Annotated in this window: 20 protein-coding genes, 1 tRNA gene and 1 pseudogene; 11 read left to right on the top strand and 11 right to left on the bottom strand. The window is 63.1% G+C overall.

Going from position 1 to position 22,554, the window contains the following annotated elements:
• Positions 1–18: 18 nt before the first annotated feature.
• Positions 19–1,076: pseudogene (locus MHX52_RS08350) on the bottom strand (helicase-associated domain-containing protein); the annotation flags it as partial.
• Positions 1,077–1,200: 124 nt separating this feature from the next.
• Positions 1,201–3,795, bottom strand: a complete 2,595-nt coding sequence (locus tag MHX52_RS08345; protein WP_239317640.1) for a helicase-associated domain-containing protein — start codon at positions 3,793–3,795, stop codon at positions 1,201–1,203.
• Positions 3,796–3,975: 180 nt separating this feature from the next.
• Between MHX52_RS08345 and MHX52_RS08340 the strand changes: the two genes are divergently transcribed.
• Positions 3,976–4,164: a hypothetical protein gene (locus tag MHX52_RS08340; protein ID WP_005294448.1), complete on the top strand. Its 189-nt coding sequence runs from the start codon at positions 3,976–3,978 to the stop codon at positions 4,162–4,164.
• A 188-nt stretch (positions 4,165–4,352) separates the two neighbouring features.
• On the opposite strand, the gene MHX52_RS08335 is transcribed toward MHX52_RS08340, so the two are convergent.
• Complete coding sequence (locus tag MHX52_RS08335) at positions 4,353–4,979, bottom strand: resuscitation-promoting factor Rpf1 domain-containing protein (RefSeq protein WP_035005122.1); 627 nt, start codon at positions 4,977–4,979, stop codon at positions 4,353–4,355.
• A 428-nt stretch (positions 4,980–5,407) separates the two neighbouring features.
• Here MHX52_RS08335 and MHX52_RS08330 point away from each other — a divergent pair, with 428 nt between their 5' ends.
• The gene (locus tag MHX52_RS08330) at positions 5,408–5,791 is read left to right on the top strand and encodes a cold-shock protein (RefSeq protein ID WP_034986981.1); all 384 of its coding nucleotides are present in this window, start codon (positions 5,408–5,410) and stop codon (positions 5,789–5,791) included.
• Positions 5,792–5,872: 81 nt separating this feature from the next.
• On the opposite strand, the gene MHX52_RS08325 is transcribed toward MHX52_RS08330, so the two are convergent.
• Positions 5,873–6,466: a DUF2771 domain-containing protein gene (locus MHX52_RS08325; protein WP_239317637.1), complete on the bottom strand. Its 594-nt coding sequence runs from the start codon at positions 6,464–6,466 to the stop codon at positions 5,873–5,875.
• Between the two features lie 34 nt (positions 6,467–6,500).
• Positions 6,501–7,286, bottom strand: a complete 786-nt coding sequence (locus tag MHX52_RS08320) for a glutaminyl-peptide cyclotransferase (RefSeq protein WP_239317634.1) — start codon at positions 7,284–7,286, stop codon at positions 6,501–6,503.
• 135 nt (positions 7,287–7,421) lie between these two features.
• Here MHX52_RS08320 and MHX52_RS08315 point away from each other — a divergent pair, with 135 nt between their 5' ends.
• The 3 genes from MHX52_RS08315 (at position 7,422) to MHX52_RS08305 (ending at position 10,717) form a co-directional block, all read left to right on the top strand.
• On the top strand, positions 7,422–8,165 hold the full coding sequence (locus tag MHX52_RS08315) for a DUF3027 domain-containing protein (RefSeq protein ID WP_065422286.1): 744 nt from the start codon (positions 7,422–7,424) through the stop codon (positions 8,163–8,165).
• A 174-nt stretch (positions 8,166–8,339) separates the two neighbouring features.
• Positions 8,340–9,833 carry an NCS2 family permease gene (locus tag MHX52_RS08310; protein WP_035005113.1) on the top strand — a complete coding sequence of 498 codons (1,494 nt, stop codon included), beginning with the start codon at positions 8,340–8,342 and terminating at the stop codon, positions 9,831–9,833.
• Positions 9,834–9,835: 2 nt separating this feature from the next.
• Complete coding sequence (locus MHX52_RS08305) at positions 9,836–10,717, top strand: RNA methyltransferase (RefSeq protein ID WP_049049626.1); 882 nt, start codon at positions 9,836–9,838, stop codon at positions 10,715–10,717.
• 8 nt (positions 10,718–10,725) lie between these two features.
• Here MHX52_RS08305 and MHX52_RS08300 read toward each other — a convergent pair whose 3' ends face one another.
• The 3 genes from MHX52_RS08300 to serC all read right to left on the bottom strand — a co-directional run bounded on the left by MHX52_RS08300 (position 10,726) and on the right by serC (position 14,140).
• A complete protein-coding gene (locus MHX52_RS08300) occupies positions 10,726–11,640 on the bottom strand; it encodes a hypothetical protein (protein WP_070487205.1) in 915 nt (304 codons plus the stop codon).
• A gap of 21 nt (positions 11,641–11,661) precedes the next feature.
• Positions 11,662–12,846: a septation protein SepH gene (gene sepH / locus MHX52_RS08295; protein WP_239317631.1), complete on the bottom strand. Its 1,185-nt coding sequence runs from the start codon at positions 12,844–12,846 to the stop codon at positions 11,662–11,664.
• Between the two features lie 136 nt (positions 12,847–12,982).
• The gene (gene serC, locus MHX52_RS08290; RefSeq protein ID WP_239317629.1) at positions 12,983–14,140 is read right to left on the bottom strand and encodes a phosphoserine transaminase; all 1,158 of its coding nucleotides are present in this window, start codon (positions 14,138–14,140) and stop codon (positions 12,983–12,985) included.
• 361 nt (positions 14,141–14,501) lie between these two features.
• Between serC and MHX52_RS08285 the strand changes: the two genes are divergently transcribed.
• Together MHX52_RS08285 and MHX52_RS08280 are read left to right on the top strand one after the other, a co-directional pair.
• Positions 14,502–15,779: a citrate synthase gene (locus MHX52_RS08285; RefSeq protein WP_239202095.1), complete on the top strand. Its 1,278-nt coding sequence runs from the start codon at positions 14,502–14,504 to the stop codon at positions 15,777–15,779.
• A 119-nt stretch (positions 15,780–15,898) separates the two neighbouring features.
• On the top strand, positions 15,899–16,258 hold the full coding sequence (locus MHX52_RS08280) for an FKBP-type peptidyl-prolyl cis-trans isomerase (protein WP_035005105.1): 360 nt from the start codon (positions 15,899–15,901) through the stop codon (positions 16,256–16,258).
• A gap of 4 nt (positions 16,259–16,262) precedes the next feature.
• Here MHX52_RS08280 and MHX52_RS08275 read toward each other — a convergent pair whose 3' ends face one another.
• Positions 16,263–17,483, bottom strand: coding sequence for an ABC transporter permease (locus MHX52_RS08275; RefSeq protein ID WP_035005103.1), 1,221 nt, complete (start codon positions 17,481–17,483; stop codon positions 16,263–16,265).
• Positions 17,480–18,361 carry an ABC transporter ATP-binding protein gene (locus tag MHX52_RS08270; protein ID WP_239317627.1) on the bottom strand — a complete coding sequence of 294 codons (882 nt, stop codon included), beginning with the start codon at positions 18,359–18,361 and terminating at the stop codon, positions 17,480–17,482. Before MHX52_RS08270 ends, MHX52_RS08275 begins: the two co-directional genes overlap by 4 nt.
• Positions 18,362–18,508: 147 nt before the next feature.
• Here MHX52_RS08270 and MHX52_RS08265 point away from each other — a divergent pair, with 147 nt between their 5' ends.
• Both MHX52_RS08265 and MHX52_RS08260 read left to right on the top strand, forming a co-directional pair.
• Positions 18,509–19,366 (top strand): aldo/keto reductase, encoded by an 858-nt coding sequence (locus tag MHX52_RS08265; RefSeq protein ID WP_239317625.1) that lies wholly within the window; start codon positions 18,509–18,511, stop codon positions 19,364–19,366.
• Between the two features lie 67 nt (positions 19,367–19,433).
• Positions 19,434–20,246 (top strand): enoyl-CoA hydratase, encoded by an 813-nt coding sequence (locus MHX52_RS08260; protein WP_239317624.1) that lies wholly within the window; start codon positions 19,434–19,436, stop codon positions 20,244–20,246.
• Positions 20,247–20,258: 12 nt separating this feature from the next.
• Here MHX52_RS08260 and MHX52_RS08255 read toward each other — a convergent pair whose 3' ends face one another.
• Complete coding sequence (locus MHX52_RS08255; protein WP_035005094.1) at positions 20,259–21,788, bottom strand: hypothetical protein; 1,530 nt, start codon at positions 21,786–21,788, stop codon at positions 20,259–20,261.
• Between the two features lie 166 nt (positions 21,789–21,954).
• On the opposite strand from MHX52_RS08255, the gene MHX52_RS08250 reads away from it, so the two are divergent.
• Positions 21,955–22,027 (top strand) — tRNA-Arg (locus MHX52_RS08250).
• 53 nt (positions 22,028–22,080) lie between these two features.
• Entirely contained in the window at positions 22,081–22,545 is a 465-nt protein-coding gene (locus tag MHX52_RS08245) for a hypothetical protein (protein ID WP_070487198.1), read from the top strand.
• The last annotated feature ends 9 nt before the right edge of the window (positions 22,546–22,554 follow it).

Below are 22,554 nucleotides of genomic sequence, written 5' to 3'. Positions count from 1 at the left end.
GAAGGCCTCGATGTCCTACCATGGGGCGTCATAGCGCTTCGGCCCGATTAGGCTGAAGACGTCGCCTTCGCGGCCGTCCTCGCGCACCAGGGTGGCGGTGAGCCCCAGGCGGCGGCGGGACTGCAGGTCGGAGGTCATGCGGAACACCGGGGCGGGCAGCAGGTGCACCTCGTCGTAGATGATCAAGCCCCAGTCGCGGGAGTCGAACAGCTCCAGCGCCCGGTATTCGCCCTTCGACTTGCGGGTAACCACCTGGTAGGTGGCGATGGTCACGGGGCGGATCTCCTTCTTTTCTCCAGAGTATTCGCCGATTTCGTCCTCGGTCAGGGAGGTACGGCGCACCAGCTCGTCCTTCCACTGCCTGCCCGCGATGGTGTTCGTCACCAGGATCAGGGTGGTGGCCTTTGCCTTGGCCATCGAGGCCGCGCCAACCATCGTCTTTCCCGCACCACACGGCAGCACTACCACGCCCGAGCCGCCTTCCCAGAAGCTGTCGGCCGCCATCTCCTGGTAGTCGCGGAGCTGCCATTCTTCGTGTTCCTGCGACAGCTCGATGGGGTGCGCCTCGCCGTCGACGTATCCCGCCAGATCCTCTGCGGGCCAGCCGACCTTCAGCAGTTCCTGCTTGAGCCTGCCGCGCTCGGAAGGGTGTACAACGACCGAGTCCTCGTCGATCTCCGCGCCCAACATGGGCTTTATTTTTTGTGACGCCGGATCTCCGTCAGCACAGCCCTGTCCGTCGTCTCCAACACGAGCCCGTGCGCGGGGTGCTTGATGAGCTTCAGTCGCCCGTAGCGATCCATCGTGTCGGCAATGTCGATGAGCAGCGGTTGCGGGACGGGGAACCGCGAGTAGGTTTCCAGCACGTCCATGACCTGCTCCGCGTCGTGCCCGGCGGCGCGGGCGTTCCACAGTGCCAGCGGGGTGATGCGGTAGGTATGCACGTGCTCGGGCGCACGCTCCAGCTCCGCGAACGGTGCCAGCGCGGTGCGCGCCTCTTGCGCCTGTTCGTGGTCGATTTCCAGCAGCACTGTCTTGTCCGATTGGACGATCAGGGGGCCGGTGCCGATGCTCACTAGCTGGATACTCCTCACAAGGGGGTCGGGGTTGCTCTAGTTTGTCTTGTTTTTAGGACAACCTTCTACTGTAGTCGCCCTGTGGTCACACAGTGGTCGCCCGCAGCAGCCCTTCTGCAGCGCGCTAGTATTCGACGCTGCTGAGACGGTGTGGCTGCACGGTGAAGCTTTCGCCACTGATCTCGGAGACCACAGCGATGGTGGACGGGCGAATCATGACGATTGAGACCTGGTCGCTGGTTTGCTTGCCTTCGTTGTTTACATAGCTAATCCGCACGATGGTGCCGGCGGAATACGCCCGCGAGATCGCGGCCATCATCTCCTCGGCGGTGTGCACCACGCGGGTATTGCCGTGCTGGCCTGCCCCTGTGCCCGTAGTGCTTGCGTCGGCCCGATCTGCGTTGTTGTGGCTACGCCGGAAGCCCTCGATGGCGCTGGCAATCACTTGGGAGTCCGCACCTGCGCCCTCATCTGCTCCTGAGTGCGGGCTCGAGTGCAAGGTTGCGCGTAGTCCCTCGCGCGGGGGCGTGGCCACCCGCGAAAGCACTGGGGCATCCGCGTGTGCCTGCCCGCCCTCCAAGCGCAGCTGCACGCCCATCGCCTCTAGCCGATCTGTCACAAAAGATAGCTGTGCTGCGGATACCGCTACCGTGGGCGCGATCTTCCGCAGCCGCAGGCCGTCAATGTCCGGCAGCGCCAGGATCCGGTCCAGCGCCTCGGGTTCCGTCACGCTCAGATACATCTGCGCCACCCCGGCCGTCGCTTGCGAGAGGCTGCGCTCCGCATCGTGCAGCATGTAGCGCAGCGCCTGCGGGACGTTCTCCGCCCCGCCCAGCGCGCGGGCCTCCAGGAACTCCTCAATTTCCGCAGCGCCCAGCCCCGCCCGCAGCGCCCGCTCCACCGATTCCTTGGACATTCGCCAGACGCTGGCCATGCCCCCGGATTCCTGATCACTGAACTTCGCCAGCATCGCCTGGTCGGCCGGGCGCAGCAGCCCCGGCGCCATGATCGTGTGATCTGCCTGCACAATCAGCTGCTCCACCGGGGCGGGCAGGATCTCCGCCAGTGCGTCGGCGAGATCCGCCACGGGGTTTGCCGCAGGGTTTGTTCTGTCGCTCAGCACGTCGTGCAGCGCGCCCATCGCCCGGGTGGGCACTGTGTCTCTTCTTAATGACGCCAACACGCCGACCTCTTTAGCCTCCTCCCACACCGCATTCCAGGCGGTGTGCGTGGTGCGCCAGGCTTCGCCGGGCCGCACGCGCCAGAGTTCTCGCTGAATTTCGGCTGGCTGGGGCGTGGGGGCGTCATTACCAAGAGAGTCAAGATCAGCGAACAGCGATGGGAATGTTCGGCGCAGGCCGCGAGCGGCGTGGGATGCCGTGCCGGCTTCGAAGGGGCGGACGTCGGGCTCGTCGACGAACCACGGGGCGTAGGCGCTGCCGGCCCAGCCGACTAGCAGGATCGCCCAGGCGGTGGCGGGGGAGGCCTCCAGAAAGTCGAGGGCGAGCTCCGTGGGCGCCCAGTAGTCGCGCGCGGGCTGGCCGGCCGGGGTGGGAGTAGCCCGACCGCGGCCGATGAGGTTCGCGTGGGCGAGCCAGGTCAGCAGGTGGAGGGTGGTTTCGGCGGGCTCGCCGCGGCGGCGGGCGACCTTGTTGACCTCGCGGGTGCCGATGCCGCCGGAGGAAAGGGGGACGATCGGGTTGCGGCCGAGATCCTCGATGAGGTGGCCGAGGTCTTGGATTAGCTGGATGGCCTGGGCCGCGCCAGCGTCGTCCGCACGGGAGTTGGTGGTGGAGTCGTCGGCAGAGTCAGCGGCGGCAGTGCCCGAAGCATCGGTGCCGGCTTGGGATGCGGCGGTGAAGTGCCCGCCCGGGGCGGCGATCAGCGTGCCTCGCAAGAGCTGCTGCACACGGCCGGTCAGGCGAGCTGTCGTATCGTCCAGCTGGTCCAGAATGCCCTGGCGCACGAGGGTGGGCAGGGGCTTAGAGGGATCCGCGCCTTCGTGCAGGGAGGCGGAGTGCCCCACGCCGCCTCCGTTGGCCATGGTGGAAAGCAGGCGGCGCTGGCGGGGCGGGAGTTCGTCCACGACCTGCGGAAGTTCACTGGTGGGGATGGAACAGCGGGTGGAATCGACCAGCCGCCAGAGCTGTTCCGTGGATGGCTCGAACATGCGCGGCAGGTGGGGCGGAATCTTCAGCGGGGTTTGCGTGCCAGGCAGCTCCGGGTGGGGGAGAGCGAAGTCCGGCCCGAACACCAAGCCCCAGTGGCAGAGGGATTTCACGGCAGCGCGGACCTCGTCCTCGTTCGGGCGTTGCGTAGCTGGCGTGCCGGCGATGTCGAAGAGCTCGCCAAGCATGTCGATCAGCTCCGCCACCGTGCGTGGGTGATGAACCGCATCGAGTTCACAAGCTGCATGGCAGACGGCAAGCTCGAGGGTGTTCAGGTGGAGCAGAGCCGGGTCGGGGGAATCAGCGAATAACTCCGAGTGGCGGCTACGTCCGGGGGTGGAAACTGCAGCGGAGAGGTTATCGAGCGCGGCATTGCTGCCGGTGAGGTTCTCCACGAACGTTGCGGGGTTCGATGCCAGCAGGCGAGTGAGCAGGTCCGCGAGCGCTTCATCCGTCTGTGCGAACAGCCAGTCCCCGTAGGAGGGAAACTCGCTGCGGAGAGAGGCAGGGGAGCCGCCATCAGCGGTGGAGTTCGCGGAGTTGTGATGCATAATCGCCCTATTTTAGCTGGAAACTTAGCGTTTTTGGGATGCGGTACATGGCGTGGCCTAGGCGGAGAGTGGCCGAGTGGCGGTTTGGGACGTGGGGAAATGCGGCGGAACGGGTGGGGATGTGGGTGGAAATCAGCACTTCGTGTGTCCTTTTCCCTTGCGATGTGCAAAGATACAACTATGGCTAACGTTGAGAAGAAGGGCTATGTCGACGCAGGCTGGCCGACCGATATTCCAGAGGGCCGTCACGCTGTTACCGAGCTGGTGGCTGATACCGCGGGTGCTCTGAGCCCCTACGGTGACATCGAGTTCCCCGTCGATGCTTCCGAGCTTCCGTACGTGCACTCGTTCACCGTTATTAACAAGTAACTGAACTAGCAAACTAGTAAGGTGGTGCGCCTCCCCATATGGGGAAGCGCGCCACCTTTTCTTTAATTAACCCTGGTTTGCCTTGTTTGCCCCTCATGGCTTCTCATCGGAGCGCCTAGCCAGCGGCCACGAAAAAACCGGGCTGGCACGCTGTTGCGCGCCGACCCGGTTCTTAGCCAGACCTGCTCTTAGTGAGGCAGAACAGCCTGCAGCTGAGCGGAGTACTGCTTGTAGGTGTGGTTCAGGGAGTGCTTGTTGGCGTTGTAGTAGTCGGTGACTTCCTTCGGTACGGAGAAGCCGCGCGCCTCGATGCGCTTCACCAGTTCATCGTAGAACTTGTCCACAGCCAGGGCATTGGAGTTGCGGGACAGGTCGCGGGCGGCCTGCTGTACAACCGGAGCCGGTGCGGCCGGCTTAGCCTTCGGCTTAGCTGCAACGTTGCGCGGGGTTGGCTTGGAGTTCAGGCCCAGCTTGGCGGAGCAAGCCGGCCATGCGCCCCAACCCTGGCCAGCCAGAACGCGCTCTGCGACGGCGATCTGCTGCTCACGAGTGGCCTGGTATGCGTAAGGTGCGTACTGCTTGCCGCCGTAGCCAGCCCAGGTGGACGGGCTGAACTGCAGGCCGCCGTGGTAGCCGTTGCCGGTGTTGATGGACCAGTTGCCGCCGGACTCGCACTGAGCCAGGCGATCCCAGTCGGAATCCGGTGCCGCGGAAGCGGTCGGTGCCAGCAGTGCAGAGGTAGCTGCAACTGCTACGCCTGCGACGGACAGGCGGGCTGCGGTGGTGAAAGAGCTGGTCTTTGCGTGACGTGCCATGTTTGCTGAGTTTCCCTTCGGGCGCCTTGTCTTAGCTATGGCGCCTTTTGTTTCGTTATCTCTCGAAGATCTCTTGGTCTTTTCGGATCTCTTCGATCCTCTAAGTTCAGTGATCTTCTTGCTTTTGTGACGTCGAGCCGTTTGCTCGTTCGCCTTAAGGTCATGGGCTACCGTACTGGTTTGTCACGTTTGTGTCACGTTTCTTGCAAGATTCGAAACTTATACAACGTTAAGGCGGGTTTTCGAAACGCTTATTGACCTGGAATTTATAGGAATGAATCCATTTCGTTACGATTTCGTAATGTGACTAAGATCACAATTTGCATGTAACGCCTGTGGCTTATGTGATTAGCGAGTGGGATTTGCTCTACCCTTGCATTCTCGCTAACCTAGGTCATTCTATTGACATCAAGGAATAGGGTGATCCCATGCCAACCGGAAAAGTGAAGTGGTACGACGCAGACCGCGGCTACGGCTTCGTCAGCAACCCTGGGGATGAGGACGTCTACGTCGGTTCCCAGGTGCTGCCCGACGGCGTCACCGAACTGGTCAAGGGTCAGCGCATCGAGTACGAGTTCATCGCTGGCCGCCGTGGACCGCAGGTTCACACCATGACGGTGCTGGACAATGGCCCCCGCCGTGCGCAGCACAAGTACAACCCCGAGCAGCTCCACCAGATGGTGCAGGATACGATCACACTGCTAGATAGCAGTGTGCTGCCGGTACTGCAGTCCGGTCGCCGCCCAGAGCGCAAGGAGGCCCGCCAGGTGGCGGAGATCCTGCGCACCATCGCGCGCGAGCTCGACAACTAGCGGTCGCACCCCGCACTTCATTCAGACAAACCCCCTCGCACCCACCCCTAAAGACAGGGAGCTCCCCCTAAGCAAAGGGAGCTACTGGGCGATCTCGATCGACCAGATGGTTGCGTAGGGGGTTTGCTCGTCGTTGTCGTCCAAGCCGACCAGCATAGAGTGCAGCTCCAAGACCTTTAGCTGAGGGGTGCTGCCATCATCGGCCTTCATGGAAGCCTCAAGGTCCAGCGTGACTTCTTCACGCTCGTAGCCCTTGTAGTAGTTGTCCTGGTTAGCGCCCGGCTCGTCGAAGATCTGCAGCAGAGACCAGTCGTGGTCGTACACATCCTCCGGCGGCTTGATCGTTACTTTCTTGGCGTCCCCTACCTGCAGCTTGTAGGGCTCAGAGGGCTCACAGTCCGGATCATCCAGCTCGCAGACAGAGTAAGGTGCGATCTCGTGCTCCTCACCATCGACCACAGCGGTGATGTGTTGATCCTGCGGCAGCGTTTCGACCTTCCCGTCCTGCCAGCGGTTGTAAAGCAGCACGCCGCCGATGACCACCACCACGAGGGCGACGATTGCCCCCATCGTCATCAGTTGCTTGCGCTGGGCGCGCTTGCGCTGCTGCTTCTTGGAAAGCTTCGGCGCGGGCTTGGCAGAAAGCTTTGGACTGGTTTTCTCTTGCTCGCTCACGCCTCCCGATCCTAATTCACTGGCCGGACAAGCCCTAACCCTCCGGCTCCTTGAAGCGCACCTCGTACATCTCGTCCCACAGCTTGCCGGTCAGGTAGAAACGCCGATCACTCGGGGAACTGCCCGGCACCACAGCAATGCCATTCAGCACGTCCGCGCCGTCTCGCTGTGCCGCGGGGAATAACCCGGCGGTGTCCACGACATGCGTGACCTTCCCGTCCTCCGGGTCAATCTCCAGGATCGTATCGGTCTGCCACACGTTGGCCCATACCTTTCCGTCGGCGGTGCACTCCAGCTCGTTGAGCTGGTCGGTGCCCTCCATCTCCACGGAACCGGTCTTGGCAAATGTCTCGGGATCGCGGAAGGTCAGTGTTCCCGTGCCGTCGCTCATCACCAGCCGATCCTGCTGCGAACACAGGCCCCAGCCCTCTGTCTCGTAGTCGGCCCGGTCCACTTCCTCGAGCGTGCGGGCATCGCGCTTGATCGCGGTGTGTTCCTTCCACGTCAGCTGCCACGCCGTATCGCCGTGAATCGCCACGCCCTCGCCGAATAGGTCCTTGCTTAGGCTCTGTTCGTCCGACTTTTCGCCTTCCAAGTCCGTGTAGTAGATCTGCGATTCGCCGTACAGTCCCGTGCCGACCAGCAGCCGCCCATCGTCGGCCGTCTCTAGTCCCTGGGTAAACGCACCCTCGTCCCATGGGTGTACCTCATCCACCGTGACCTCGAGCATCGGCGCATCGCCGTACTCTTTCGCTGTTGTTCCTGGTTTTATTGGTGACGCCCCGTCGTCCGCACCACACGCCGATAACGCACACGCCATAGCCGCGGCTCCTACAGCTGCGAGCGCCTGGGAAGTAACCCGCCCCTTTCGAGGCTGGGGGAGGGATGCGTGAGGGTGGCGTCGATAAGAGAACATGCAACCATCATGCATCACAGCGAGTGGGCGGCAGGCATAATGGTTCAGGTGAGTAAGAAGAAAAAGGCAGATCCGATTCTTTTTTCGGCGGAGGCGAAGGAAACGGCCCGCGCCGCGGTGGAAGAGGTAGGCGGCGACGAGGTGGGGAAGGCCCTCGGCATCGCGACGGACGGCGAGGGTTTGGGGATTTACCGCTACGCCAGCCGAGTGCCCGGCTACCGCGGCTGGGAGTGGGTCGTGGTGCTGGTGACAGTGCCGGGCAGTGGGGTCCTCACTATTAACGAGGTCAGCCTGCAGGCCGGAAAGCATGCCTCGTTGGCCCCGGAGTGGGTGCCCTATGAGGACCGCGTGCAGCCTGGCGACCTGGGGCCGGGCGATACCCTCCCGCCGCGCCGTGACGACGAGCGGCTGACCGTGTGGGCCAAGCTGCAGGACGGTGATGGCTTCCTGCGAAACCCGCAGGCGGGCAACACGCTTTCGCACGAGGGGTTGCGCCAAGCCCGCAAGCGCTGGCGGGAAGGGGACTACGGGCCGCGCTCCGAATTTGCGAAGAAGGCAGACCTCCAGTGCGAAACCTGCGCGTTCTACCTGCCTATTGATGACGTGGAGAATGGCGTGGGCGTGTGCGCGAACGAGTACTCCGCCGACGGGCGCGTGGTACAGCGGGATTATGGCTGCGGGGCGCACTCGGCGACGGTGGAGGAATCCATTGGTGAGGAGCTCGGGGAGGGCACCAATAATTACGGCGTGTACGTCGACGAGGGGTTCTCGCGTTTCGAGTAAATAGGGCGCCAGTGCTGGCCCCCTTGGGATGCCCCGAACGGGTACCTAATAGTTGCATAAATGCCCTGCGGGGTGGTTACTTATACCTTGACGTTTCAAATTGTGGTGGCTGCCTACGGTTCTGCTGAAGGGTAGCTTCCGCGCTCGGACCGAACCGGTAGGGGAGAATTCCGCATGGCAGATGCACAGGCCGCCAAGGCCGCAGAGACAAAAACTGGGGAACCGCAGGATCGTGGCTTCCTAGACCGCTTTTTCCACATCTCGGAGCGCCACTCGACGGTGGGCACCGAGGTCCGCGGTGGTGTGGTCACGTTCTTCGCGATGGCTTACATCATCATCCTGAACCCGCTGATTCTGGGCACCAGCGCGGACATCAACGGCGACGAGCTGGGCACTGCCCGCGTGGCCGCGGTTACCGCCTTGGCGGCGGGCGTAATGACCATCGCCTTCGGCATCATCGCCCGCTATCCCTTCGGCATCGCCGCTGGTCTGGGCATTAACACCCTGGTGGCGGTCACCTTCGTCGGCACAGAAGGGCTGACCTGGCCGGAGGCCATGGGCCTGGTGGTTATTGACGGTGTTCTCATTGTGCTGTTGGCCATCACGGGCTTCCGCGAGGCCGTGTTTAACTCGATCCCCAGCTCGCTGAAGGCGGCAATCGGCGTGGGCATCGGCCTGTTCATTGCGATGATCGGCTTGGTGGACTCCGGCTTCGTTCGCCGCATTCCGGATGCCGCGGGCACGACCGTCCCGGTTGGCCTGGGCATTAACGGCTCAATTGCCTCTTGGCCCACGTTCGTCTTCATCATCGGTCTGCTGATCTGCGGCACCCTGGTTGTCCGCAAGGTCCGCGGTGGCCTGTTCATCGGTATCGTCGCCAACACCATCATCGCCATGATCGTGGAGGCAATCACCCACACCGGCCCATCCTTCGTTGACGGCGAGCCGAACCCGGCAGGCTGGAACCTGGCGGTGCCGCAGAGCCCGGATTCCCTGGGCGGTATGCCGGATCTTTCCCTGGTTGGCGCCGTGGATCTGTTCGGCGCTTTCACCCGCGTGGGCGTACTTGCTGCCTGCATGCTGATCTTCACCCTGGTGTTGGCGAACTTCTTCGACGCTATGGGAACCATGACCGCGCTGGGCAAGCAGGCTCAGCTGATGGATGAGGAAGATCGCCTGCCGAACCTGCGCACGGCCCTGATCGTCGAGGGCGGCGGCGCGATCGTCGGTGGCTCGGTCTCCGGTTCCTCGAACACTGTATTCGTGGATTCCGCGGCGGGTATCGCCGACGGCGCCCGCACGGGCCTGGCCAACGTGGTCACCGGCCTGCTGTTCATCCTGGCGATGTTCTTCACCCCGCTGTACGAGGTCGTGCCGATCGAGGCCGCCGCACCGGTCCTGGTGATCGTGGGTGCGATGATGATGGCGCAGATTAAGGACATTGACTTCACGCGCTTCGACATTGCCCTGCCGGCCTTCCTGACCATCGTGGTCATGCCGTTTACTTACTCCATCGCCAACGGCATCGGCGTGGGCTTCATCACCTACGTCGCCATGGCGCTGGTTGGCGGCCGTGCAAAGAAGGTCCACCCGCTGCTGTACCTGGTGGCTGCGATGTTCGTGGTCTACTTCGCCGCCGATCCGGTGATGGATCTGCTGCGAGGCTAACCATGGCCGACTTTTCGCCCATTCGGATCGATGACCCGCGCGACCCGCGCCTGGATGACTTTCGGAACCTCAACGCTTCCGACAAGAAGTCCGGCGAGCAGCTGATCATCGCCGAGGGCACCTTGGTCGTCCCGCGCCTGCTGGCCAGCCCCTATCCGACCCGCGCGGTCGTGGGGTTCCCGGGGAAGCTGCGGGCGATCGAGGAGGAGCTGTCTTGCTTTCTTTCTGGTGATGACGCCACCTTTTCCGTGTTTGAGGTTTCCCGCGAGGTCTTGAAGGAAGTCGCGGGCTTTGATATGCACAGGGGACTGGTCGCGTCGGCGGATCGACTGCCGACGAGCGCTGCCACAGGGGACGCAGGAACCAGCGCCGTGGAGGCGGTGCTGGACCGCTTGGAGGAAAACCCCGAAGCCAGCGGAGTGATCGCCGTGCTGGAGGGCGTGGGGGACCACGAGAATATCGGCTCCATTTTCCGCAACGCAGCGGGGCTCAACGTGGATGCCGTGCTGTTCGGCGCGGCCACCGCCGATCCGCTGTACCGGCGCAGTGTGCGTGTCTCCATGGGCCACGTCTTGCGCCTGCCGTGGGCGAGGTTCCCCGGTACGACGACCACCTGGCAGCGGGATCTGGAGCTGCTGCAGAGGCGCGGATACGAGGTGGTGGCGCTCACGCCAGCGGGGGACGTCACGCTGCGTGAGGCCACGGAGGCCGCCCGGGGACGGGGGAAGAAAGTGGCGGTGATGGTTGGCGCGGAGGGACCCGGCCTGACGGAGCACGCCATGCGCGCCGCGGATGTGCGCGCCAGCATCCCGATGGCCCGCGGAACCGATTCGCTGAACGTGGCCACGGCGGCTGCCATCGCCTTCTACGAGGCGGTGCGCTAAGCGGGGAGCTACTCCCCGCCGGTGCGGCGGCGCACCTCGTCGCCGATCTTTTTGGAGGCTCCGCGTAGCCCCTTCAACCCAGCGGAAAGCCCCTTGCGAGCCCCCTGGCCCAGGGAGCTCAGCAGGTTCTTGGCCACCTCGGCTCCGCTGGGTTCGCTTTCGCGGGACGGGGCGGCGTAATCGTCGTAGCCTTGCTCGTCGTCGTAGACGGAGACCATGTCGTCCGGCTTGGGGCGTCCATGCGTTAGACCGTCGTACTCGGAGGACTTCGCCTCCGGCCGGCCGTCGACGGCGAAGGCGGCAATGGGCAAAGCCGGGCCGGAGGCGCAGACGGAAAAGCCCAGCCAGGCCTCGATGGCCGCGGCAGCCAGCTCCGCGGGGATGAAAGGCAGTTGGATGCCGCTGGCCTCGGTGTTGCCGGCCCAGTAGTCGGCCTCGAACTCGCCAGGCAGGCCGATGTCCTCGAACACGGTCTCGCGGGTGGCGCAGAAAGAGCGCTTGAGCTGGCCGCCCGACCAGTGGGCGAAGCCCCCAAAGGTTTCGTCGACCTCCTTGGAAGCCGGATCCCCACCATCCCCGGGCTTCGTCGAGGCCGCGGTTTCCGGGTCCGCCACCACGCAGGAGGCGTACACGTCGGCCGCACTGACTAGCGTGCGGTAGCGCTCCGGCAGTTCGGAGAGCTTCCGCAGGTCGGGGATTACCGTCTGCACTACCGATAGCCCCGGGTAGCCACCGATGTAGAACTCATCGGTGCCAGGGGTTGCACTGCGGGTCATGTCGAAATCACCGATGTGCGTCAGCGGCCAGGCCGGATTCAGCTGTGCCAGGTACTTGCGGGCGAAGCCACGGTCGACCTTATGCTCCTGGTTCACCACGGTGCTGGGGTTGGCAGCATTCACAAACCAAAGGGTCACCAGGGTCACAGCTGTGGCTCCTTCTATCGCCTAGTTCTTCTTCTTGGGGTTGGTGCGCACACCCAACAGGACGTCCTCCCAGTGCGGGGTGACGGCCTTGCGCTTCCGCTTCGGCTTCGCAGCCTTTGCGTCGGGGTGCATTAGGAATTCATTATCGCCGCGGTCGCCCCGCTCCGCAGGGGAATCGTCGCCGGCGGGGGGAGTGCCCTGCGTGGCGGGCTCCCCGGGAGCCCCAGGAGCCCGAGACCCAGCGGATCGGTCGCTCTGTTGGTTCTGATCGGCCTGGTCGTCCTCCCAGTACTGTTCCTCGGGATCCTGCGTTGGGTGCAGCAGGGGAGTCACCGGGGAAACGCTGCGCACCGGCTGTCCGTAGCGCGGGTTCACCAGGTCGCCAGCGATGCTGTTGTGCGGGTGTGCCAGCGCCTTCTCCGAGCCGCGCAGCTCGATGATGAATTCCGCGACGTGCGTGTTGGTGCGCCCGGCGGCGTCCTTTTCCCAGGATACGGTGACGATCCACTGCTTGGTGGAGTTCTGGTAGGCATCCCACTCGGCGTCCGAAAGAGACTCCCCGTGCGCCGCCAGAGCCGTCGCCAGAACCTCCCACAGGGGTTGGTTCGATACACCGTCTCCGTTCACCGGCAGCGCCGCGTGCGCGAGCTCCGCGATGCGTGCGCGCTCCTGCAGGATCGGCCAGGCGTAGGGCTCGATGCGGGACTCGTCCGTGTCCGCCTCGTCTGCCAGTTCGGCGACGGTAGCGCCGTGGCGGATGCGATCCTGGATCACGCGCGGGGACATGGAGATCCGGGTGCGGTGCGGACGCGCGTTAGGGCGGTCCTGTCCGCGCCCCTGGAACAGCGACGCCACCTCGGCCTCCACCGCTTCCTCCTCAGCGCGGGTTGCCGCTTGCTCCTCCTCGCGGTGTGCCTCTGCGGGATCCGTGGCGGCGTCGGTAGAGCCGCCAGGGCTGGACGTGCTGGTGGTGCTGGCCGTGCTGGCCGTGTCGGAACCTTCGGATGCCCCGGAGCGAGCATCGCCCTCGGCTTCTACGGAAGCGCTGTCCGCGCTGGCCGTGGGGGCGTCATTAAGAAAGGAGCGCAACTCGTCGGTGACGGGCAGAAAGTACTCGGCGATGGGGCCGCCGACGGCGGGGTCAACGGCGCGCAGCACGAGCGACGAGGCATCGCTATCGGCGACGACAAATTTCAGCTCTTGCAACGTGGCCTCCTGACGGATGATGCGGCAAATGACGGCGGTGTTATTAACATCACCCTCCAACCTTAGCTAAAAGCTCGGTTGGAGGGTGAGCGGATTCAGTCGCTAGATGATGGCGAAACAGTAACTGGATAGTGCCTTACTTGGTAGCGTGGCCGCCGTCGAGGATGAAGTCGATAGCGCCGGTCAGCTTCTTGACATCCTCCGGGTCGATGGCCGGGAACATGCCGATACGCAGCTGGTTACGGCCCAGCTTGCGGTAAGGCTCGGTATCCAGAATGCCGTTGGCGCGCAGGATCTTGGCGATCTTGGCGGCGTCGATGTTCTCGTCGAAGTCGATGGTGCCGACAACGAGGGAGCGGGCATTCGCATCCTGCACGAACGGGGTGGCCTCTGCGCGGGCATCGGCCCAGCTGTACAGGGTCTTGGAGGACTCGGTGGTGCGAGCCACCATGCCGTCCAAGCCACCGTTGGCGTTCATCCACTTCACCTGGTCGTCCAGCATCAGCAGGGTAGCGACGGCCGGGGTGTTGTAGGTCTGGTTCTTGCGGGAGTTATCCACGGCGGTCTTCAGATCCAGGAAGGCCGGGATGTAGCGGTCGGAAGCGGCGATCTCTTCCACACGCTCCAGGGCGGCAGGGGAGAAGGCTGCCAGCCACAGGCCACCGTCAGAGGCGAAGCACTTCTGCGGGCTGAAGTAGTAGACATCGGCCTCGTTGAGGTCGACGGGCAGGCCGCCGGCGCCGGAGGTTGCATCGATGGCGACCAGAGTGTCGTCCGAAGCTGCCTTCGGGCGGGTGACCGGAACCATTGCGCCGGTGGAGGTCTCGTTGTGCGCCCAGCCGATCAGGTCGGCATCGGTTCCATCCAGCTCGCTCGGGGACGGAGCGGTGCCCGGCTCGCCCGCGACGATCTGCGGCTCGTCCAGCCATGGGGCCTTCTTGGAGACGCTGGCGAACTTGGAGGAGAACTCGCCGTAGGTCAGGTGCGCCGACTTGCTGCGGATCAGGCCGAAGGAAGCGGCATCCCAGAAAGCGGTGGCGCCACCCAGGGAGAGAACGATCTCGTAGCCCTCCGGCAGGTTGAACAGCTGGGACAGACCCTCGCGTACGGAGCCGACGACGTCCTTCACGCCAGCCTGGCGGTGGGAGGTGCCCAGGATGGCTGCGTTGTCTTGGATTGCCTGCAGCTGGGCTGGGCGAACCTTGGACGGGCCACAGCCGAAGCGGCCATCGGCGGGAATGAACTCCGCGGGGATGGTGGGCAGGGTGTTTAGGTCGTTGGCAGGTGCGTTCATCTTTCCCTCTGATCGCTCGTATTTTTTGCGCTTGACTTTATAGGGTAGACCCTCGCGCGGACCGCTTGGCCTAAAGGTGTCAAAAATATAAGAATCGCGGGTGGTGAGACTGTGTTTTACCCCCGCTTAAGCTAGGCAGTCTGTCATGCGCGTCACATAGGCACTACAGTGTGCCGTATCCCCCCGTGGGCCTAACTATGCAAGTAACGCCATACGGGGAAGCCCTAAAGCGGCTACAATTTACAAATGAAACCGTGAATCTGTGTTCCGCTCCATCGGTGCCGGCGCAAGCTTCTACCAAAAGTAATCGCTACAACATTCGCTGCGGGCAGGCACGTGAACATTTCAGAAAGGGATGTCAATGGCTACTGATAATCAGGACAAGGCCGTTCTCCACTACCCAGGTGGAGAGTACGAGATGGACATTGTCCACGCCACCGAAGGTAACGACGGTGTTGCACTGGGTAAGATGCTGGCAGAAACCGGCTTGACCACCCTGGATCCCGGCTACGTGAACACCGGTTCCACCAAGTCCGCTATCACCTACATCGACGGTGCAAACGGCATCCTGCGTTACCGCGGCTACGACATCGCCGACCTGGCTAACAACGCAACCTTCAACGAGGTTTCCTACCTGCTGATCAACGGTGAACTGCCGAACAAGGAGCAGGCAGAGGAGTTCAACACCAACATCCGCAACCACACCCTGCTGGATGAGGACTTCAAGGCGCAGTTCCGCGTGTTCCCGCGCGACGCTCACCCGATGAGCGTTCTGGCTTCCTCCCTGAACATTCTGTCCACCTACTACCAGGACTCCCTGGATCCGCTGAATCCGGATCACCAGAAGCTGAACACCTACCGCCTGATGGCGAAGGTGCCGATGCTGGCTGCTTACGCTTACCGCGCTTCCAAGGGCAAGCCGTACATGTACCCGGATAACTCCATGAACGCGCGCCAGAACTTCCTGCGCCAGATGTTCGGCTACCCGACCGAGCCTTTCGAGGACGACCCGGTGGTCACCAAGGCTCTGGACAAGCTGCTGATCCTGCACGCTGACCACGAGCAGAACTGCTCCACCTCCACCGTCCGCATGGTTGGTTCTTCCCAGGCCAACATGTTCGTCTCCATCGCCGCAGGTATCAACGCACTGTCCGGTCCGCTGCACGGTGGTGCTAACCAGGCCGTTCTGGAGATGCTGGAGGAGATCCACGCTAACGGTGGCGACGCTACCGAGTTCATGAACCGCGTGAAGAACAAGGAGCCGGGCGTTAAGCTGATGGGCTTCGGCCACCGCGTCTACAAGAACTACGACCCGCGCGCGGCCATCGTCAAGGAGTCCGCACACGAGATCCTGGATCACCTGGGTGGCGACCACCTGCTGGATCTGGCTATGAAGCTGGAAGAGATCGCGCTGGCTGATGATTACTTCATCTCCCGCAAGCTCTACCCGAACGTTGACTTCTACACTGGCCTGATCTACCGCGCCATGGGCTTCCCGACGGACTTCTTCACCGTCCTGTTCGCCATGGGCCGCCTGCCGGGCTGGATCGCTCACTACCTGGAGCAGGTCAACGATCCGACCGCGAAGATCAACCGTCCGCGCCAGATCTACACCGGCGAGGGTGCGCGCAAGCTCTAAACCCTTTTTGGTGACGCCCCCTTGGGCTGGCTACGCAATGCGTATGCCCCCAAGGGGGTGTTTCGCGTTTTGCTAGGGTGGGGGTTCGAGAAGCTATCAGTTTTCAAAGGAGACTTCCCATGAGCAAACCGCAGATCGACCTCTCGAATGGCCCCGCCCCGCAGGACCTGGTGATTGAAGATTTGGTGGTCGGCGAGGGTGCAGAGGCCGTGCCGGGCGGCATGGTTGAGGTGCACTACGTGGGCGTGGACTTCGAGACCGGCGAGGAGTTCGACTCTTCCTGGGATCGCGGTGAGTCCATCGAGTTCCCCCTCTCCGGCCTGATCGAGGGCTGGCAGGAGGGCATCCCGGGCATGCGCGCCGGTGGTCGCCGCAAGCTGACTATTCCCCCGGAGAAGGCGTACGGTCCGGCCGGTATGGGGCACCAGCTGTCTGGCCGCACGCTGGTCTTCATTATCGACCTGATCGCCGTGAACTAAGGCGCTAGGCGCCCTTCAGCGCCTTGGCCCAGCTCATCTTCTTACCGTTGTTCAGAATGGAATTGCGGTAGACGCGGGCCACCAGCAGAATCACCAGAACCGTCGCAACGGTGGCGATGAGGAAGCTCAGCAGAACCTGCGGCAGGCTCATCGTGCCCGCCGCCATGTTCATCGGGGCGACCGTCAGGCTAAACGGCGGCACCCAGCCCAGCACCTGCATAAACGTCGATTCCATGTTGCTGAGGCCGAACAGTGGGGCGTAGGTCATACCCATAATGAACAGCAGGATCGGAGCCTGGGTGGACTGCAGATCCTCCGTACGGGAAACTAGAGAGCCCGCTGCCGCGTACAGGCTGCCGAAGAACAGCATGCCGATGCAGAAGGCCAGCAGCATCAGAGCCACCACTGTGTAGTCGAAGTCCACGTCCCCCAACAGCCCGGAGACGGAAACTGCAACCGCGCCGATGACCAGGATGATTGCGGTGCCGATGAAACCGAAGATAGTGTTGCCGATGATCTTGCCAGCCAGGAAATCCATCGGGCGGGCGGAAGCCAGGATGATCTCCACCACGCGCGAGGACTTCTCCTCCGTGATGCGCCCGCCGACGTTCGCGGCGAAGAGGATGATGAAGTAGGCCATCAGCATCACGCCGACCATGGCGGTGACAATCTGCGGCCCGTTGGCCTCCATCGCGTCATCTGCCTTCAAGTCCACGGTCTCCAGCTGCACGGAGGGCGTGGCGTCGGCGAACTCCTCGGGGGAAACTCCCACCTTGTTTAGCGCTTCGGATTGCGCGTGCGCATTGATCGCAGCGCTAACAGTGCTGAGGATCGCGGGGTCGGGCTTTCCTTCCGCGAGCAATTCGTAGCCCGAATCAGTTTTCACCAGGGCTGCATCGAGGTCCTCGTCAGTCACCTTAGAGGAAGCCTCATCGCGGGAGGCCACGGTTTCCGCCTCCACGCCACCGGAACCTTCAGTCCCCTCTGAGGCACCTTCGGTGGAGGCTGGGGCGGCGTCAATAAACTCCTTCTCAATCCCCACAAGGCCGAGCTTCGGGGTTTCGTTGTCGTCGTCCTTGTTGGCGAACCATGCGCCGGCAAACACGCCGATGAGCATGACGGCGATGACGACAATCAAGGAGAACATGATCGCCTTGCTGCGGGAGGCCACCTGGATCTCGCGCTTGGCGACGGTGGCGATGGTGTTCGGGGAAGAATAACTCATGATTCGACGACCTCCTGGAAGAGCTCTGCAAGGTGCGGGATACGGCGGGAGAACGAGTGGACCGGGCCGACAGCCATCGCAGCCTGCAGGATCTGCTGATCCAGGTCCGTAGTTTCGGCCTCGAGCAGCACGCCCTCGCCAAAGTCCTCTACCAAGCGGGTGCCCTGGGGGTACCAGCCGCGCGCCGGAGTGCGCACCTCGTAGACGATGGGGCCGCGGGTACGCAGCTCGTCGACGGTGCCTTCGGCTTTCATGCGTCCCGTGGCGATGATGCCCACGCGGTCGCACAGGCGCTGCACCAGATCGAGCTGGTGGGAGCTAAACAGCACCGGCACGCCTGCGTTGCAGCGCTCGACAAGCAGGTCGCTCATGACGTTCACGGCTACGGGATCCAGGCCGGAGAAAGGCTCGTCCAGGATCAGCAACTCCGGATCGTGGATCAGCGAGGCCGCCAGCTGGACGCGCTGCTGGTTACCCAGCGACAGCTCCTCCAGCTTGTCGTCCGAGCGCTCGGCCAGGCCGAGCTGTTCCAGCAGGCCTTCTGCGTTCTTCCGAGCCGCTTTGTCGCTCAAGCCGTGGAGGCGGGCGAAGAAGCGCAGTTGGTCACCGATCTTCTCCTTCGCGTACAGACCGCGCTCTTCCGGCATGTAGCCAATGCGGCGGCGCAGATCATCGTCGATCGGCCGATCCCCCAGAAGCACCTCGCCGCTGTCCGCCGCGAGCACCCCCAGTGCGATGCGCATGGTGGTGGATTTGCCGGCGCCGTTGGAGCCTACGAAACCGTACATTTCACCAGGCTGTACCTGGAGTGTCATGTCGTGGAGGACTTGGTGGTCCCCGTAACTCTTATTGAGGTTGTTGATATAGAGAGCTTCCATATATTCCTTGTGAGTCTTTACAACGTGAACCCTTGATCGAATAAGAAGGATCCTGAATATTGTCTCACATGCGAAAGGATTAGGTCGGCGAAGAAGTTTTTAACAGCGCCGTCGCGAGAACGAGCTAGGTGGCGTACAAAAGAGGCCATGAGCGAAAAGAACGATGCAGTAGCGACCCTTGAAATGAACGACGGCAAGACCATTCCGCAGCTGGGGCTGGGCGTCTGGCAGTTGAGCGACGAGGACACGTACACCTCGGTGCGCGCCGCGATCGAGACCGGCTACCGCCACATCGATACCGCCGCGATCTACGGTAATGAGGAAGCCGTGGGCCGTGCCGTAGCTGACGCAGTGAAGGCAGGGGATGTGCAGCGCGAAGAGCTGTTCATCACCACCAAGCTCTGGAACGCCGACCAGGCGCGTGGCAAGGAGGCTTTCGCGGAATCTCAGAAGAAGCTGGGGATGGATTATGCGGACCTTTATTTGCTGCACTGGCCGTGCCCGAAGGCCGACAAGTTCGTGCAGGCATACGACGCTATGGCGGAGATCCAGCAGTCCGGTGGTGCTACCAGCATCGGCGTGTGCAACTTCTACCCCGAGGCACTGGATGCCTTGAAGCAGGCCGGCCACACCCCGGCTGTGAACCAGATTGAGATCCACCCGGGCTTTAGCCAGGCTGAGCAGCGCGCGGACAACCGCGACCGCGGAATCGTCACCGAAGCTTGGTCGCCGCTGGGGCAGGGGCAGAACCTGACCGATCCGACCATCGCGAAGATCGCCGCCGAGCATGGCGTGAGCGTGGCACAGGCCATTATCCGCTGGCACATTCAGCGGGGAGACGTGGTGATCCCGCGTTCCTCCAAGGTGGAGCGCGTGCGCCAGAACTTCGACGTCTTCGGTTTTGAGCTTTCCGCTGACGAGGTCTCCGCCATCGAGGCTCTGGACGTGGAGGACGGCCGCATCGGCGGTGATCCGCTGACCTTCCACGCCGGCCTAGAGGGCTAGGGAAACTCCGCGCGGGTTACCGCGAAACACCCGCGTATGGCACCGCCCCTGCGGTACATTGCTAGCCATGAGCGCAGGGCACGTCATCACCCATCTCGAGACCGTCGGGGCAGCCAAAGCAAGGGATGCCAGTAGTGCAAGCGATGCTGGTAGTGCAAGCAATGCCGCCGCCCCGCAGGTCGGCGTGATCACCCTAAACCGCCCGGAGAAGCGCAACGCCCTCAACGCCGCCATCGCCACCGCCGTCGCCGAGGCCGTCCGCGCCCACACTGCCGCCGGGGTGCGTGCCATCTTGATCCGCGGCGAGGGTCCCGTTTTCTGCGCCGGGGCGGACCTTTCGGGTGGCGTGTACGCCGATGATTTTTGGTCCGCCATGGAGGACATGCTCTCGGCCATCCAGACCACCCCGGTGCCGGTGATCGCCGATATTCACGGCCCGGCGGTCGGCGCGGGCTGCCAGATTGCTTTGGCCTGTGACCTGCGCGTATTCGCCGACGAGGGTGCCTGCTGGGCGCCTGTCGCCGAGCACGGTTTCGCCCTGGATCTGTGGACCCACGCCCGCGCCCGCGAGCTGATGGGCGGCGCGCTGGCCCGCAATGTGTTCTTGGCGGGTGCCCGGGTAGGTGCCGAACAAGCCCGGGCAACGGGTTTTTCTGTGGTTCTTGATGACGCCACCCCGAATGCCACCGCCCTCGCGCATCGGGTGGCGCGCCAGGCTCCGCTGTCCATGGAGCATTCGAAGCGCGTGTTCAACAGCCCGGACATGCACGCGGATGCGGAGCTGCAGCAGATGATGGTGGACATCTGGGCCAGCGAGGACGTGCAGGAGGCGCGCCGGGCTCGCGCCGAGAAACGCGCGCCGCAGTTCAGAGGCCGCTAAATCCCAGCTGTTCTAGCCGCGGCCTTCCACCGACCAGGTGTGCACCGGCTGGCCGCTGGCCTGGTTAGCGAGGTAGCGCTGCATCATGGTGGCCAGCGCCTCGGCGCGTTCCGCGGATTCCGGTTCGCTATTCGGGGCCAGCCGGTTCAAGGTATCCAGCTGCCATGTTGCACCGTTTTGTCCGCTGCGGGCGCGGCCTTCGATGATCCCCAGGTACGTGTCGATCAGTTCGGAATCCACGTCCAGCAGTTCCAATCCCTCGCGGGCTTGGTCGAGTAGGTGCTCGGTAATCAACTCCCGAACCGGCACGGTCCCTACACGCGGCCAGCGCATGCTGGCGCGCAGCCCTTCGCGGGCGCCGGCGAGGAAGTTACTGTGGGCGTCCTCAAAAGAAAGCCGCGACCACACGGGGCGATTTTGCGTGCCCAAGAACTTGACGAGCCCGTAGTAGAAGGCGGCGTCCGCGACGATGTCGGCGGTGGTGGGGCCGGCGGGCAGCAGGCGGTTTTCCACGCGGATGTGGGAGAGTTCCAAGTTCGGGTCATAGATCGGGCGGTTCCAGCGCCAGATCGTGCCGTTGTGCAGGTTCATGTAGTGCAGGCCGGGGCTGTCGCCGGACATGATGGGTGTGCCGGCCTCCAGGCGATCCTCGGGTAGGAGAGGGGAGAAGTAGCGACCGTTTTCCTCGAAGAGGTCGAATACGCTGGTGATCCATCGTTCGCCGAACCACACGCGCGGGCGCACGCCCTGGTTGACGAGCTCTGCCGTGCGCGTGTCGATGGCCTGCTCGAAGACGGGGATGCGTGATTCGTGCCAGAGCTTGTGCCCGACGAACAGTGGGGAGTTGGCGCTGAGCGCCGCCTGCACACCCGCGATGGCTTGGGAGGCGTTCCAGGCGTTGGCGAAGAGGTTCGGCGCGATCTGCAGGTGCAGCTGCATGGAGGTGCAGGCGGATTCCGGCGCGATGTCCTCGAAGTCGTGCCTATAGGAATCGACGGTGCCGAGCACCCGACCGGGCAGGGCGCCTTCGAGTTCGATGCGGACCAGCTCGCCGCGGGATTCGAGGATGGCGTTGTTGAGAGCCTTGTAGCGGTTTTCGTCGGTGATCCAGGCAGGATCGCTGAGGAAGTCGGTGGTCAGGGTAGGCAGCGTGCCGATCATCACGGCGTGGGAGCCGAGTTCTTTGGCGGCCTTCTGCACCGCGCGCAGACGCTCGTCGAGGCCTTCCTGCAGCTGTTCCAGCCCGCGACCGGTGATGGCCAGCGGGGGATGGTTCATCTCCACGTTGAAGGAGCCGATCTCGGACTGGTATTCGCCCGGGTGGGTTTCCTCCAGCTTCTCCAGCACGCCGACGTTGCAGCGCTTGGGCTGCATGTCGTCGCCGACGAGGTTCATCTCTAGCTCCAGGCCGATGGTGCCTTGGCTGATGAAATCTGCGTTCTGCAGGTGCTTGTCGAAGACCTCGAGCTCGGCGTTGAGGCGCTCTCGGAAGCGGGTGCGTTGTTTCGGTGTGTAGGTATCTTTAGATACTGCTTCGCCCATGCTTCTCAATCGTAGCCTCGCGGCGGGTGCGGTGTGGGGGTTCTTTGATAGGGATGCCCACACGTTCCGGAGCGCTGAGGGACTGGGGTGCGGTGACCAAAAGGGCTGGTTAACGGGGAGCGTTGACGGGCTTGTATTATGTACCTCGCACGGTTTCCGTGCGACTGCCCTAGTAGCTCAGTGGATAGAGCACGGCTCTCCTAAAGCCGGTGTCGGAGGTTCGATTCCTCTCTGGGGCGCTTTTTGTTTTGCAACCCTAAGGGGGTGCGGAATTCAGTTAAGCTCGGCGGGTATGAATCTGAAAGGCTTTCAGTTAGACACCTTCCTAGCTCTAGTGATGGTCCTTGGCTCGGCGGCGTTCCTCGGGGTGGGGCGCATGCTCTTCGGCGCCCTTGGGTGGTACATGCTCGTGACCATCCCCCTCTCGTTTGTATTCGCTGTTGCGCTTTACGCTCTCTGGAAGGTTCCCGTGCGCATCGACGCGGAAGATTCTTCGGGAGTGTCGCACAAGGTCTTCGACTGGAGAGAGTCGTGGGCTCTCATTATCGTCAGCACGTTCCTAGTTCTAACTGGCTTCTTCCTGGTGGACTTCGACGATACCGACCATGGGACGAAATCTATGTTCACGGTGCTTGTCGGGCGGCAAGCGAACAAAGTATCTGAAGTGCTTTGTCTGCTCAGTTTTGTGGGTGCGATCTTGTCCTACATTGTGGCGCTGGTCGTTGCGGTAAGGGGCCGGAAAGCATCGCAGGACTAACTGCGACTG

Source organism: Corynebacterium sp. ACRQJ, assembly GCF_022346045.1.
Classification (GTDB): Bacteria; Actinomycetota; Actinomycetes; order Mycobacteriales; family Mycobacteriaceae; genus Corynebacterium; species Corynebacterium evansiae.
Note: the sequence above shows the minus strand (reverse complement) of the source record. Positions and strands in the feature narration are given on the sequence as shown.